At 55.2% G+C, this 13,839-nt stretch carries 11 protein-coding genes; 5 read left to right on the top strand and 6 right to left on the bottom strand.

Annotation, left to right across the window (positions count from 1 at the left end; genetic code table 11):
- Positions 1-173 precede the first annotated feature (173 nt).
- The 3 genes from ldtD (at position 174) to ACR42C_RS08025 (ending at position 3,391) form a co-directional block, all read left to right on the top strand.
- Positions 174-1,997 (top strand): L,D-transpeptidase, encoded by a 1,824-nt coding sequence (gene ldtD / locus ACR42C_RS08015; protein WP_479984989.1) that lies wholly within the window; start codon positions 174-176, stop codon positions 1,995-1,997.
- A gap of 174 nt (positions 1,998-2,171) precedes the next feature.
- A complete protein-coding gene (gene mepK, locus ACR42C_RS08020; RefSeq protein WP_028012580.1) occupies positions 2,172-2,723 on the top strand; it encodes a peptidoglycan L,D-endopeptidase MepK in 552 nt (183 codons plus the stop codon).
- 20 nt (positions 2,724-2,743) lie between these two features.
- The gene (locus ACR42C_RS08025) at positions 2,744-3,391 is read left to right on the top strand and encodes an MBL fold metallo-hydrolase (protein ID WP_116340934.1); all 648 of its coding nucleotides are present in this window, start codon (positions 2,744-2,746) and stop codon (positions 3,389-3,391) included.
- Between the two features lie 47 nt (positions 3,392-3,438).
- Here the strand turns inward: ACR42C_RS08025 and ACR42C_RS08030 are convergent, their stop codons facing one another.
- Both ACR42C_RS08030 and ACR42C_RS08035 read right to left on the bottom strand, forming a co-directional pair.
- Positions 3,439-4,629, bottom strand: a complete 1,191-nt coding sequence (locus ACR42C_RS08030; RefSeq protein WP_061098686.1) for an amino acid aminotransferase — start codon at positions 4,627-4,629, stop codon at positions 3,439-3,441.
- A gap of 184 nt (positions 4,630-4,813) precedes the next feature.
- A complete protein-coding gene (locus ACR42C_RS08035) occupies positions 4,814-5,947 on the bottom strand; it encodes a porin (protein ID WP_302218973.1) in 1,134 nt (377 codons plus the stop codon).
- Between the two features lie 380 nt (positions 5,948-6,327).
- Here ACR42C_RS08035 and ACR42C_RS08040 point away from each other — a divergent pair, with 380 nt between their 5' ends.
- Entirely contained in the window at positions 6,328-6,477 is a 150-nt protein-coding gene (locus tag ACR42C_RS08040; RefSeq protein ID WP_163328609.1) for a hypothetical protein, read from the top strand.
- 75 nt (positions 6,478-6,552) lie between these two features.
- Here ACR42C_RS08040 and asnS read toward each other — a convergent pair whose 3' ends face one another.
- Both asnS and pncB read right to left on the bottom strand, forming a co-directional pair.
- Positions 6,553-7,953 carry an asparagine--tRNA ligase gene (asnS, locus tag ACR42C_RS08045; protein WP_048960458.1) on the bottom strand — a complete coding sequence of 467 codons (1,401 nt, stop codon included), beginning with the start codon at positions 7,951-7,953 and terminating at the stop codon, positions 6,553-6,555.
- 165 nt (positions 7,954-8,118) lie between these two features.
- Entirely contained in the window at positions 8,119-9,321 is a 1,203-nt protein-coding gene (gene pncB, locus ACR42C_RS08050; RefSeq protein WP_163328611.1) for a nicotinate phosphoribosyltransferase, read from the bottom strand.
- 254 nt (positions 9,322-9,575) lie between these two features.
- Here pncB and pepN point away from each other — a divergent pair, with 254 nt between their 5' ends.
- Positions 9,576-12,188: an aminopeptidase N gene (pepN, locus tag ACR42C_RS08055; RefSeq protein ID WP_479984990.1), complete on the top strand. Its 2,613-nt coding sequence runs from the start codon at positions 9,576-9,578 to the stop codon at positions 12,186-12,188.
- A gap of 88 nt (positions 12,189-12,276) precedes the next feature.
- On the opposite strand, the gene ssuB is transcribed toward pepN, so the two are convergent.
- Both ssuB and ssuC read right to left on the bottom strand, forming a co-directional pair.
- On the bottom strand, positions 12,277-13,047 hold the full coding sequence (ssuB, locus tag ACR42C_RS08060; protein ID WP_116340924.1) for an aliphatic sulfonates ABC transporter ATP-binding protein: 771 nt from the start codon (positions 13,045-13,047) through the stop codon (positions 12,277-12,279).
- Positions 13,044-13,835 (bottom strand): aliphatic sulfonate ABC transporter permease SsuC, encoded by a 792-nt coding sequence (gene ssuC, locus ACR42C_RS08065; protein WP_116340922.1) that lies wholly within the window; start codon positions 13,833-13,835, stop codon positions 13,044-13,046. The genes ssuB and ssuC overlap by 4 nt, the downstream gene beginning before the upstream one ends.
- Positions 13,836-13,839: the final 4 nt, after the last annotated feature.

The raw sequence follows: 13,839 nt of genomic DNA on the forward strand, positions 1-13,839 counted from the left end.
TTTGTTACAAAGAGCGGCGCAGAAGCGCCGCTTTTTTTATTCACTTAACTTGTGCTCAGGGCTGCGTTATCTTTAAACTTCTTTACATAAGGTAAGGCAGCAGAGTTGTCGTCTACCTATAATAAAAGAAAGCCCCACCGTGATGGGCATGTCGTGAAAACAGGGGGCAAGGGATGTTGCTAAAGAAAGAATGTGGTCGTCAGCTGTCAGCGCTGAGTTTATGCCTGGCAGTGATGTTTGCTCCACTGTTAACCGCCCAGGCCGACGAGCCTGAAATTGTGCCGACTGACAGCTCCGCAGCGACAGGCGCGCAGCCGACGTCATTGTCTCAGCCGCTGGAACAGTCTCCGGCAACGGCCATCATGGCCGGGATTAAGCCGTTGCCGGAAGGCATCGACGTCGAATCGCTCAGCCAGCAGCTCCAGACGGGGCTGCCGTCAGGCTACACGCCCGCCTATATCAATCAGCTCACGCTGCTTTATGCTGCCCGCGATATGAAACCCATGTGGGAAAACCGTGAAGCCGTGCGCGCCTTCCAGCAGCAGCTGGCGGAAGTGGCGATTGCGGGCTTTCAGCCGCAGTTTACGAAGTGGGTTGAGCTGTTAACCGATCCTGCCGTCACCGGTCAGGCGCGAGATGTGGTCCTTTCCGATGCCATGATGGGCTATCTGCAGTTTGTGGCGGGTATTCCGGTCAACGGCAACCGCTGGCTGTACAGCGATAAGCCCTATAAGCTGGCGACGCCAGCCCTGTCGGTGATTAACCAGTGGCAATTAGCGCTGGATAACGGCGACCTGCCGCGCTTCATTGCCAGCCTCGCGCCGGCGCATCCGCAGTATGCCACCCTGCACCAGTCGCTCCTCGCGCTGGTGGGGGACTCGCGGCCATGGCCGCAAATGCGGGGGACCGCAACGCTGCGGCCGGGTCAGTGGAGCAGCGATGTGCCTGCCCTGCGCGAGATCCTGAAACGCTCCGGTATTCTTGATGGCGGGCCGAAGATTGCCTTGCCGGGCGACGATCCGCAAAGCGCGGTGGTCAGCCCGTCAGCGCCCGTGAAAGAGAGCAAGGCCACTACCCAGAGTAATAAGCCCGCGGCCTATGATCGCGAACTGGTCGCCGCGGTTAAACAGTTCCAGGCCGCTCAGGGGCTAGGAGCCGATGGCGTCATTGGCCCGTCAACGCGTGACTGGCTTAACGTATCGCCTGCGCAGCGGGCAGGGGTGCTGGCGCTCAATATTCAGCGTTTGCGCCTGCTGCCGGGCACGCTGTCAACCGGCATTATGGTTAACATCCCGGCCTATTCCCTGGTCTATTATCAGGATGGTAGCGAGAAGCTGGCCTCGCGCGTGATTGTCGGGCGTCCTGATCGTAAAACGCCGATGATGAGTAGCGCGTTAAGTAACGTGGTGGTTAACCCGCCGTGGAACGTACCGCCGACGCTGGCGCGTAAGGACATTCTGCCTAAGGTCTGGAACGATCCGGGTTATCTGGAACGTCATGGCTATACGGTAATGCGTGGCTGGAACAGTAAAGAGGCGATCGATCCTTATATGGTCGACTGGTCGACGATCACGCCATCTAACCTGCCGTTCCGCTTCCAGCAAGCACCTGGCGCACATAACTCGCTTGGACGCTATAAATTCAACATGCCGAGTTCAGATGCTATCTATCTGCACGATACGCCGAACCACAATCTGTTCCAGAAAGATACCCGGGCACTGAGTTCAGGCTGCGTGCGCGTGAATAAAGCTTCGGAGCTGGCCAACATGCTGTTGCAGGATGCGGGCTGGAACGATACGCGTATTTCTGACGCCCTGAAGCAAGGGGATACGCGCTACGTGAATATTCGCCACAACATTCCGGTCAATCTTTACTATCTGACGGCGTTTGTGGGCGAAGACGGGCGCACTCAGTACCGTACAGATATTTACAATTATGATCTCACCGCGCGATCCGGCGCACAAATTTTGCCAAAAGCGGAACAATTAATCAGGTAAATGAAGCAGTTCGGGAAAAATGATTGTCGTAAGTTATGGTGAATCGGGGCCAATATCGCTGTAAGCCGCGTATTCACTGGGGTTGGGCGCCTTGACGTACCCCGTTTTGCCAGTTAAGGTGCCCTTCGTGCGCTAAGCATATTACGATTTCTTTGACCTGTAGACCTGATTATCATGGACAAATTTGACGCTAATCGCCGCAAGCTGCTGGCGTTAGGTGGTGTTGCGCTTGGCGCAGCGGCCATCTTACCGACGCCAGCATTTGCCACCCTCTCGACACCTCGTCCGCGCGTTTTAACGCTCAGCAATCTTCACACCGGTGAGTCGCTAAAAGCGGAGTTTTTCGATGGCAGAGGCTATATTCAGGATGAATTAGCAAGACTCAACCATTTTTTCCGTGATTTCCGCGCGAATAAAGTAAAAGCCATCGACCCTGGACTGTTTGATCAGCTTTTCCGCCTTCAGGGCCTGCTGGGCACCAGCAAGCCGGTGCAGCTTATTTCTGGTTATCGCTCGATTGATACCAATAATGAACTGCGCGCCCATAGCCGTGGGGTAGCGAAAAAAAGCTACCACACGAAGGGACAGGCAATGGATTTCCATATTGAAGGCGTTTCGTTAGCCAATATTCGCAAAGCCGCGTTATCTATGCGCGCTGGTGGTGTAGGATATTACCCACGTAGCAACTTTGTGCATATTGATACCGGGCCGGTTCGGCACTGGTAATAACGAAACACAGGAGCAGTATGAACTATCGTATTATTCCGGTTACCGCGTTCTCCCAGAACTGTTCATTAATCTGGTGCGAACAAACCAAACTGGCCGCGCTTGTCGATCCCGGCGGTGACGCTGAGAAAATCAAGCAGGAAGTTGCCGACAGCGGCGTGACGCTGATGCAGATTTTACTGACGCATGGTCACCTCGACCATGTGGGTGCAGCGGCTGAACTGGCTAAATATTACGGTGTGCCGATTATCGGCCCGGAAAAAGAGGATGAGTTCTGGCTGCAGGGGTTACCCGCCCAAAGCCGCATGTTTGGCCTTGATGAGTGTCTGCCTTTGACGCCCGATCGTTGGCTAAACGAAGGAGAGCGCGTTAACGTAGGGAATGTGACTTTACAGGTGTTGCATTGTCCTGGGCATACGCCAGGCCATATCGTCTTCTTTGACGACCAGTCCCGTCTGCTGATATCCGGCGATGTGATTTTCAAAGGTGGCGTAGGACGCAGCGATTTTCCGCGTGGCGATCACGGGCAGCTGATTCAGTCGATCAAACAGAAGTTATTGCCGCTGGGTGATGACGTAACGTTTATCGCAGGACACGGTCCGATGTCGACGCTGGGCTATGAACGGCTCCATAACCCGTTCCTTCAGGATGAAATGCCTGTCTGGTAACCAGCATAAAAAAAGCCTGCTTAACGCAGGCTTTTTTGTGGGCGCTATTACAGGACGGCGACAATCGCTTCGCACAGTGGCGCCATGTTGTCAGGGGTCATGCCTGCAACGTTCACGCGGCCAGAGGCTACGGCGTATACGCCGAACTCTTCGCGCAGACGAAGAACCTGCTCTTTGGTCAGGCCGCTGAACGAGAACATGCCGTTCTGTTTGATGATGAAGCTGAAGTCGCGGTCTGCGCCTTTCTCAGCCAGGGTGTTCACAAACAGCAGGCGCATGCGCTGGATACGCTGACGCATATCGTTCAGCTCTTGTTCCCAGATCGCGCGCAGCGCATCGTTGCTCAGAATGGTCGCAACAACAGACGCACCGTGTGCCGGCGGGTTAGAGTAGTTAGCGCGGATAACGGATTTCATCTGGCTGAAGGCGCGATCGGCGGTTTCATCGTTAGCCGCAACCAGCGTACAGGCACCTACACGCTCATTGTACAGACCAAAGTTCTTGGAGTAGGAGCTTGCAACGATCAGCTCCTGATGCACGGCTGCGAACGCGCGCAGGCCTTCGGCATCTTCTTCCAGACCGCGGGCGAAGCCCTGGTAAGCAAAGTCAAACAGCGGCAGCCAGCCTTTCTCAACGGAGAGCTTCGCCAGGTGTTCCCACTGCTCAAGCGTTGGATCGATACCGGTCGGGTTGTGGCAGCAGCCGTGGAACAGCACCACGTCACCCGCCTGCGCTTCGCTCAGGCTTGCCAGCAGGCCGTCAAAGTCCAGAGCGTGGTTCGCCGCGTCGTAGTAAGCATATTCCCGCACTTCCAGGCCCGCAGAGTTAAAGACGCTCTTGTGGTTCGGCCAGCTTGGGTTGCTCACCCATACGCGCTTAACAGAGGTGTTTTTCGCAAGGAAATCCGCCGCAACGCGCAGCGCGCCGGTACCGCCAGGGGTCTGCGCCGTGCGCGCACGTTTGTCACTCACAATTGCGCTGCCTTTACCGAACAGCAGCTCCTGGGTGCAGCGACCAAATTCAGGGATACCATCAATACCGAGGTAGTTTTTGGTGGTTTCATTTTCCAGCAGATACTGCTCAGCTTTCTTAACGCTGGTCAGTACCGGAGTTTTGCCGGTTTCATCTTTATATACACCAATTCCCAGGTTGATTTTGCCAGGGCGGTCGTCGGCACGAAACAGATCGGCCAGGCCCAGAATAGGGTCGGCAGGAGCGGCGGTAATGTTCTCAAACATGACGAAGTTCCATTGTGATTACAGAAGTGAAATCCGCTATCAGGTTAACGGTAGATTTACAAAATGCCAACCGTTTGCGACGAAAAGCGTGCGGCTTTTCAAAAGTCGCCATTATTTTCTGTCAGGCATAAAAAAACAGGGCCGAAGCCCTGTTCATTATGCATATAACAAAGTGGTGTTCTGATTAGAACTGGTAAACTGCAGCCAGACCCAGTTGGTCGTCGGTACCAACCCAGCCGCCGCCAGTGCGCTTGGCCTGATCTTCGTCGATCAGGTTGATACGGTAGTCAGCAGACACGTTGAAGTTTTTATTGAAGTAGTAAGTTGCGCCTACTTCAACGTATTTAGCCAGATCTGCATCGCCGCCGGCTACGGTGTTCAGGTTTTTACCTTTACTCTGCACGTAGGACAGGGATGGACGCAGGCCGAAATCGAACTGGTACTGAGCGATAACTTCGAAGTTCTGGGTTTTGTTCGCTACGTTGAACACGTCACCATTAGCATCCGGAGTATTGGAACCGGTGCTGTTACCCAGGATGCTCATGTTGCGAGTTTCTGCGTACACAGCTGCCAGATACAGGCTGTTAGCATCGTATTTACCACCGATTGCCCATGCTTCAGCTTTGTCGCCTTTGCCATCAGCTTTCTGGTCGAGAGTACGGTTAGCATTACTGTATGCGCCGGTCAGACCAAAGCCACCGCCGAAGTCGTAACCCACAGAGTAACCAACACCGTCGCCGTTGGCACGACGCAGATCAGCACGCTCGTTTTTAGCCTGGTACTGGATACCGAAGCTCAGACCATCAACCAGACCGAAGAAATCGCTGTTACGGTAGGTCAGCAGGCCAGTAGAACGGCTGGTCATGTAGTTATCAACATAACCACCGCCCCAGGTTTCGCCGGACCAGGTTGGCGCCATGTCGGTGTAAGACTCAACATCGTATACGATGCCGTAGTTACGGCCATAGTCGATGCTGCCAGCGTCAGCCATTTTCAGACCCGCGAAAGCCAGACGAGTACGGGTAGAGTTGTTTGAAGACTGCTCACTTTCAGCTGAGCTGGCCAGTGCACGGTATTCCCACTGGCCATAACCGGTCAGTTGGTCGTTGATCTGAGTTTCGCCTTTGAAACCGATCTGCGCGTAGGTGGAGTCTGCGTTGTTGGTATTATCGCCGTTGGTAACGAAATCACGCTCAGCGTTAATTTTTCCGTACAGATCCAGTTTGTTGCCGTTCTTGTTATAGATTTCTGCAGCGTTAGCTGCACCGGCTACCAGCAGGGCAGGGATTACCACTGCCAGAATATTGCGCTTCATCATTATTTATTACCCTCATTGGTTTTTTTATGACACTCGCCACTGCCGTCAATAAATTCTGTCAATAAATATTTCCGGAACTATTGATGAGAGTTAGGTGTCTTTATGTATCTGACAGGCATCTTTCCATTCACCGAAGCGTTTCGCTAGCCTGAAAGTGCTACAATTCTCAAGATTGAGTTACAGAAAGAAAATATATGTAACTAAATATGTATTTTTAGGAACTTTGTGAACCATCTCAAATTTCAGAGCGGCCTGGCGAACTAAGCAACAGCACCTTTCCTATATATATGAATTCCTTATGTTTAATTTGAATAAAGGCAATTCCTATAAACGAATGTTAAACGACTCGTTTTTTCTTATGACCATAGAAAGACTTCTGGATGGCTGAAAAATTGGTTGAAATTTGTGCTATTACTTCAGGCTGTAATAATCGCAATAAGACTGAGGTTTATTTTTTGTGGCTGGATATTTCGCGGAAACAAAACGTAACAGGTAGTGGTTGTGACGGGGTGGTGGTTTATAAACGCTGACTTTACGCTGACAAAAACTGACAAGGCAGAATAAAATAATGGCCAGCAAATGCTGGCCATTGTCTGTTGTGTTACTTAGAAGCTGGCGTTGCGCGGAGTACGCGGGAACGGAATCACGTCACGCACGTTCTGAACACCGGTTACGTAGGCGATCAGACGCTCGAAGCCCAGACCGAACCCTGCGTGCGGAACGGTGCCATAACGGCGCAGATCGCGATACCAGCTGTAGTCCGCAGGGTTGAGACCCATCTCTTCCATGCGCGCGTCAAGCACGTCCAGACGTTCTTCACGCTGAGAACCACCGATGATTTCACCGATGCCCGGCGCCAGTACGTCCATCGCTGCCACGGTTTTCCCGTCTTCGTTAAGACGCATATAGAAGGCCTTAATGTCTTTCGGGTAGTTTTTAACGACAACCGGCGCTTTGAAATGTTTCTCGGCGAGATAGCGTTCGTGCTCAGACGCCAGATCGACGCCCCAGTAAACCGGGTTCTCGAACTTCTCACCGCATTTTTCAAGGATCGCTACCGCGTCGGTATAGTCCACCTGCGCAAAGTCGGCGGAGACGAAACGCTCCAGACGCGCCACCGCATCGCTGTCTACGCGCTCTGCGAAGAATTTCATGTCGTCAGGACGCTCTTCCAGAACCGCTTTGAATACGTACTTCAGCATCGCTTCTGCGAGACCTGCAACGTCATTCAGATCGGCAAACGCCACTTCCGGCTCCAGCATCCAGAACTCCGCCAGGTGGCGGCTGGTGTTGGAGTTTTCGGCGCGGAAGGTTGGGCCGAAGGTGTAGATCTTAGACAGCGCACAGGCGTAGGTTTCGCCGTTGAGCTGGCCGGATACCGTCAGGAAGGCTTCTTTACCAAAGAAGTCTTTGTCATAGTCCACTTTACCTTCCGGCGTGCGCGGCAGGTTTTCCATGTCCAGCGTCGAGACGCGGAACATTTCGCCTGCACCTTCCGTATCGGATGCGGTGATCAGCGGGGTAGACACCCAGAAATAACCCTGCTCATCGAAGAAGCGATGCAGCGCCTGGGCCAGCGTATGACGCACGCGGGCCACCGCACCAATCAGGTTGGTACGCGGACGCAGGTGCGCCACTTCACGCAGGTATTCAATGCTGTGACGTTTTGCCGCCATCGGGTAGGTGTCTGGATCTTCAACCCAGCCGGTCACTTCAATCGCAGAGGCCTGGATCTCGAAGCTCTGTCCCTGACCCGGGGATGCCACAACCACACCGGTGACGATAACGGAACAGCCCGTCGTCAGGCGCAGAACGTCATCATTGTAATTGGGCAGAGAATTATTAATGACGGCCTGTACAGGATCAAAGCAGGAACCGTCATAGACGGCAAGGAAGGAGATGCCAGCTTTAGAATCTCGGCGAGTACGCACCCATCCGCGCACGGTGACCTCCTGGTCAACGGCGACACGGCCCTGGAGTACGTCGGCTACAGGCACAACGCTCATAATATTCTCTCTGTTAATAGTCGGAAAAAATAAACACTTGTCCACCCTTATGGGGGGATATCTATGTTACCTGCCATCCGCTATCAGACAAGTAAATTTCGCAGTCAAAAGAGAAGAATTGAGAAATAAATAAGGGAAGGGAGCCCTGAAGGCTCCCGTAAGCGCTTAACTGGCTTTTTTGATCTGAGGGAGATCGAACGCTTTGCGCAATGCGCGGACAAACGCTTTGTCATGGCAGATGGTTTTACCCGGGCTGTCGGAAAGCTTTGCCACCGGCTTGCCGTTACATTCCACCAGCTTTATAACGATATTCAGAGGTTTTACCTGAGGAATGTCGCAGGTCAACCGGGTACCGATCCCGAAGCCCAGATTAATTCTGGCATTGAAATGACGATACAGTTCTACGGCTTTCGCCAGGTCGAGATTATCGGAGAAGACCAGCACCTTGCTCATCGGGTCAATACCGAGTTTTTGATAATGGGCAATCGCCTTTTCGCCCCATTCAACCGGATCCCCGGAGTCGTGGCGTAACCCCTGGTAACGTTCAGCGAACTCGGGACCAAAGTCGCGCAGGAAGGCATCCATCGTAATGCAGTCGGTCAGGGCGATCCCGAGTTGATTCGGGTACTCTTCAAGCCAGGCGGCCAGCGCCGCACGCTGGCTGTTAGCCAGGTCAGGGCTAATTTGCTGATGTGCCTGGAACCACTCGTGTGCCTGGGTGCCCATTGGCGTCAGGTTGAGGCGACGCGCCAGATCGTAGTTACTGGTGCCCACGAACCACGGCTCCTGCTGCAGACGTTCAACGATAGCCTGCTGAACCTCGCGAGAGAAGCGGCGACGGGTGCCGAAATCCATCAGGCGGAAGCGGGACATATCCAGCCCTTCGGTCAGGGTAGAGAATGCTGCAAGTTTGTTTTCCAGCGAGGCGACCGCCTGTTCGACGCCGGTTTCAGGCGAACGGTAGCGGTGAGCCAACTCGCTGATAACGGCGAGAAGCGGCACTTCCCACATGATCACTTCCCGCCACGGACCTTCAAGACGAATATCCAGCTTGCCGTTTTCGTTGGTCACGGTGACCTGTTCAGGCTTATAGCGGAAGTCGCGCAGCCAGTTCAGATAGTCCGCTTTGAAGAAAGGCAGGCCAGAAAGCCACTGGTATTCATCGTCCTGCAGCGTCAGATGCTGCATCGCATCGACCTGTTCACGAATGGAGTCTGCGTAGATACCGAGCAAGTCGTCACCACGGCAGCGGAATTCCGCCGCGACGTGAACGTCATAGTAATGGTGGAAAACGGCTTGCTGCATATGCAGTTTATACGCGTCGGTATCCAGCAACGTATGCAGAACCGGAGAAGCGAATTGAGTCATAGGTGCGCTGTAGCATCCTCTCACGGGAGCGTTTAGTACAATAAACAACTCCGGAGTATACCTTGTTTAGTGATTTATTGAACCCCGATCACAACATAAGCACACTTTATGGTCGAGCGCATTTCGTGCCCCGTGTTATACAAATGTAGCGAAAAAGGTGTTTCTGCCTGAAAAGATGAACATTCTGCATAGCGCGTTTTGCGCAACAGGAATATATTGAAACGTTACTCGACAAACGATGCATAAGGTTTTCTATGACACAACAGCCACAAGCCAAATACCGCCACGACTACCGCGCGCCGGAATACCTGATTAGCGATATCGATCTGACTTTTGACCTGGATGCCGCAAAAACCGTTGTGACAGCGATAAGCCAGGTGACGCGCCACAGCGCGACAGCCGTACCGCTGCGTCTGGATGGCGAAGATCTGACGCTGGTCTCCCTGCATATTAATGATGAACCCTGGTCAGACTATAAAGAAGAAGGCAACCAGCTGGTCATCGACAACCTGCCGGAACGCTTTACGCTGCGCATCGTGAATGAAATCAGCCCTGCCGCCAACACGGCGCTGGAAGGGCTTTACCAGTCAGGCGTGGCCCTGTGTACCCAGTGTGAAGCAGAAGGTTTCCGCCACATTACCTGGTATCTGGACCGCCCGGATGTGCTGGCGCGTTTTACGACGAAAATCATTGCCGATAAAACGCTCTACCCGTTCCTGCTCTCCAACGGCAACCGCGTCGGTGAGGGTGAGCTGGAAAATGGCCGTCACTGGGTGCAGTGGCAGGATCCATTCCCGAAACCATGCTACCTGTTTGCGCTGGTGGCCGGTGATTTCGACGTGCTGCGTGATACCTTTAAAACCCGCTCTGGCCGTGAAGTGGCGCTGGAACTGTTCGTTGACCGCGGCAACCTCGACCGCGCGCCGTGGGCGATGACCTCGCTCATCAACTCCATGAAGTGGGACGAAGAGCGCTTTGGTCTCGAATATGACCTCGACATCTATATGATCGTCGCCGTCGACTTCTTCAACATGGGCGCAATGGAGAACAAAGGCCTTAACGTCTTTAACTCCAAGTACGTGCTGGCACGTACGGATACCGCCACCGATAAAGACTACCTCGATATCGAGCGCGTGATCGGCCACGAATATTTCCACAACTGGACCGGTAACCGCGTCACCTGCCGCGACTGGTTCCAGCTGAGCCTGAAAGAGGGCCTGACCGTCTTCCGTGACCAGGAGTTCAGCTCCGATCTCGGCTCGCGGGCGGTCAACCGCATCAACAACGTGCGTACCATGCGCGGCCTGCAGTTTGCGGAAGATGCCAGCCCAATGGCGCACCCAATCCGTCCGGACAAAGTCATCGAGATGAACAACTTCTACACCCTGACGGTGTACGAGAAGGGCGCTGAAATTATCCGCATGATCCACACCCTGCTGGGTGAGGAGAACTTCCAGAAAGGGATGCAGCTCTATTTCGAGCGCCACGACGGCAGCGCGGCCACCTGCGATGACTTTGTGCAGGCGATGGAAGATGCGTCCAATGTTGATCTCTCGCACTTCCGCCGCTGGTACAGCCAGGCCGGGACCCCAATTGTCACCGTTAAGGACGACTACAATCCGGAAACCGAGCAGTACACTCTGACCATCAGCCAGCGCACGCCGCCAACCGCCGAGCAGGAAGAGAAATATCCGCTGCACATTCCGTTCAGCATTGAGCTGTACGACAATGAAGGCAACGTCATCCCGCTGCAGAAGGGCGGCCACCCGGTGCACCACGTGCTGAACGTGACTCAGGCAGAGCAGACCTTTATCTTCGACAACGTCTACTTCCAGCCGGTGCCTGCGCTGCTGTGCGAATTCTCCGCGCCGGTGAAGCTGGAGTACAAGTGGAGCGACCAGCAGCTGACGTTCCTGATGCGTCACGCGCGCAACGATTTCTCCCGCTGGGACGCCGCGCAAAGCCTGCTGGCAACCTACATCAAGCTCAACGTGAACCGCTACCAGCAGGGCCAGCCGCTGACGCTGCCGGTGCATGTGGCAGACGCTTTCCGCGCCATCCTGCTGGATGAGAAGATTGATCCGGCGCTGGCGGCTGAAATTCTGACCCTGCCGTCTGCGACGGAAATTGCGGAGCTGTTTGACATCATTGACCCGATTGCCATCGTGGCCGTGCGTGAAGCGCTGACCCGCACGCTGGCGACCGAACTGGCGGATGAGTTCCTGGCACTCTACAACGCCAACAAGCTTGACGCGTATCGCGTGGAACATGCGGACATCGGTAAACGTTCTCTGCGCAATACCTGCCTGCACTATCTTGCGTTTGGCGAGGCAGAGCTGGCGAACACGTTGGTGAGCAAGCAGTATCACGAAGCGGATAACATGACGGATGCGCTGGCCGCGCTGTCGGCAAGCGTTGCCGCCGAATTGCCGTGCCGCGATGCGCTGATGCAGGAGTACGACGACAGGTGGCACCAGGATGGCCTGGTGATGGACAAGTGGTTCATCCTGCAGGCGACCAGCCCGGCGGCGGATGCCCTCAGCAAGGTCCGCAGCCTGCTGAAGCACCGTTCGTTCACCATGAGCAACCCGAACCGCGTGCGCTCGCTGATTGGCGCATTTGCCAGCAGCAACCCGGCCGCGTTCCACGCCGAAGACGGCAGCGGCTATCAGTTTATGGTAGAAATGCTGACCGAGCTGAACAGCCGTAACCCGCAGGTGGCGTCCCGCCTGATTGAGCCGCTGATCCGTCTGAAACGCTACGACGCGAAGCGTCAGGCGAAGATGCGTGCCGCGCTTGAGCAGCTGAAAGGGCTGGAGAACCTGTCTGGCGATTTGTACGAGAAGATTGCTAAGGCCTTAGCGTAATACGAAAAAGTGCCCGGTGGCGCTACGCTTACCGGGCCTACATATGGTTTTCTCCCTCTCCCCGTGGGAGAGGGCCGGGGTGAGGGCATCAGGCATTAGCCTTAGCTCGTTCTAACTCCGTACCCCCGCGCTTCATCACCCGATCCAACACCTCCGCTTCCAGCTCAGCCAGTCTTGCTGAGCCCACGCGACGAGGCCGCGGAAGATCCACTGTTAGATCAAGACCTATTTTCCCATCCTCTATTAACAGCACCCGGTCAGCCATCGCCACGGCTTCGCTCACGTCATGCGTCACCAGCAGCACCGTAAATCCGTGCGCCTGCCAGAGCGATTCAATCAAATCCTGCATTTCGATCCGCGTCAGGGCGTCCAGCGCACCGAGCGGCTCGTCAAGCAGCAGCAGGCCGGGACGGTGAATCAATGCCCGCGCCAGCGCCACGCGCTGCTTTTGTCCTCCCGAGAGGGCCGCAGGCCATTCACCTGCGCGGTTTTCCAGCCCGACGGCGGCCAACGCCCGACGGGCTTCCTCCCGCCAGTTTCCTTTGAGCCCCAGCCCGACGTTATCAATCACCGTTTTCCACGGCAGCAGGCGCGCGTCCTGAAACATCATGCGGGTATCATCCTGAATATTGGCCAGCGGCGTTGTTCCCGCCAGAATGTCGCCGCCATTGGGGGCTTCCAGTCCGGCCAGAAGACGTAGCAGCGTACTCTTCCCACCGCCGCTTCGCCCGACAACGGCCACAAATTGCCCGGCGGGAATATGCAGATCCAGCCCGTTGAGAATGGTGTTTTCGCCGTAGCGTTTGGTTACGCCGTTCAGCAGCAGCGGCGTGCCCTGATTTAGTCGTGCAGTATTCATGCTTTCGCCTCCTGAAGGGTGTAGGCCGGGTTCCAGCGCAGCCAACTGCGCTCCAGCCACTGGGCGCTAACGTCAGCGAGTTTGCCGAGCAGGGCATAAAGAATAATGGCAACCACCACCACGTCCGTTTGCAGGAATTCGCGGGCGTTCATCGCCAGATACCCGATGCCGGAGTTGGCCGATATAGTTTCCGCCACAATCAGGGTCAGCCACATCAGGCCGAGCGCAAAGCGCACCCCGACCATGATGGAGGGCAGGGCGCCCGGCAGGATCACGTGAGTAAAGAGAGAAAAACCCGACAAGCCGTAGCTTCGTGCCATCTCCACCAGACCGCGATCGATATTGCGGATGCCGTGCCAGGTGTTGATGTAAATCGGGAACAGCGTGCCCAGCGCCACGAGGAAGATCTTGGCGCTTTCATCAATCCCAAACCATAAAATCACCAGCGGGATCAGCGCCAGATGCGGCACGTTGCGCAGCATCTGAATGGAGGTATCCAGCAGCCGCTCGCCCCAGCGGGAAAGGCCGCTGATCAACCCCAGCACCAGACCAATGCTGCCGCCGATGGAAAACCCAATCACCGCGCGCCAGGAGCTGATTGCCAGATGCTGCCACAACTCGCCGCTGACGCTCAGCGACCAGAACGCTTCGATTACGCCCTCGGGAGAGGGCAAAATGCGGCTCGACAACCAGCCGGTGGACGACGCGAGCTGCCAGAGAGCCACGATGCCGACGGGCAAAAACCACGGTGCGGCGCGCAGCAGCCATTTTTGTGAAGTGGCAGACATGGTC

Source organism: Enterobacter sp. MG-EB028, assembly GCF_056673305.1.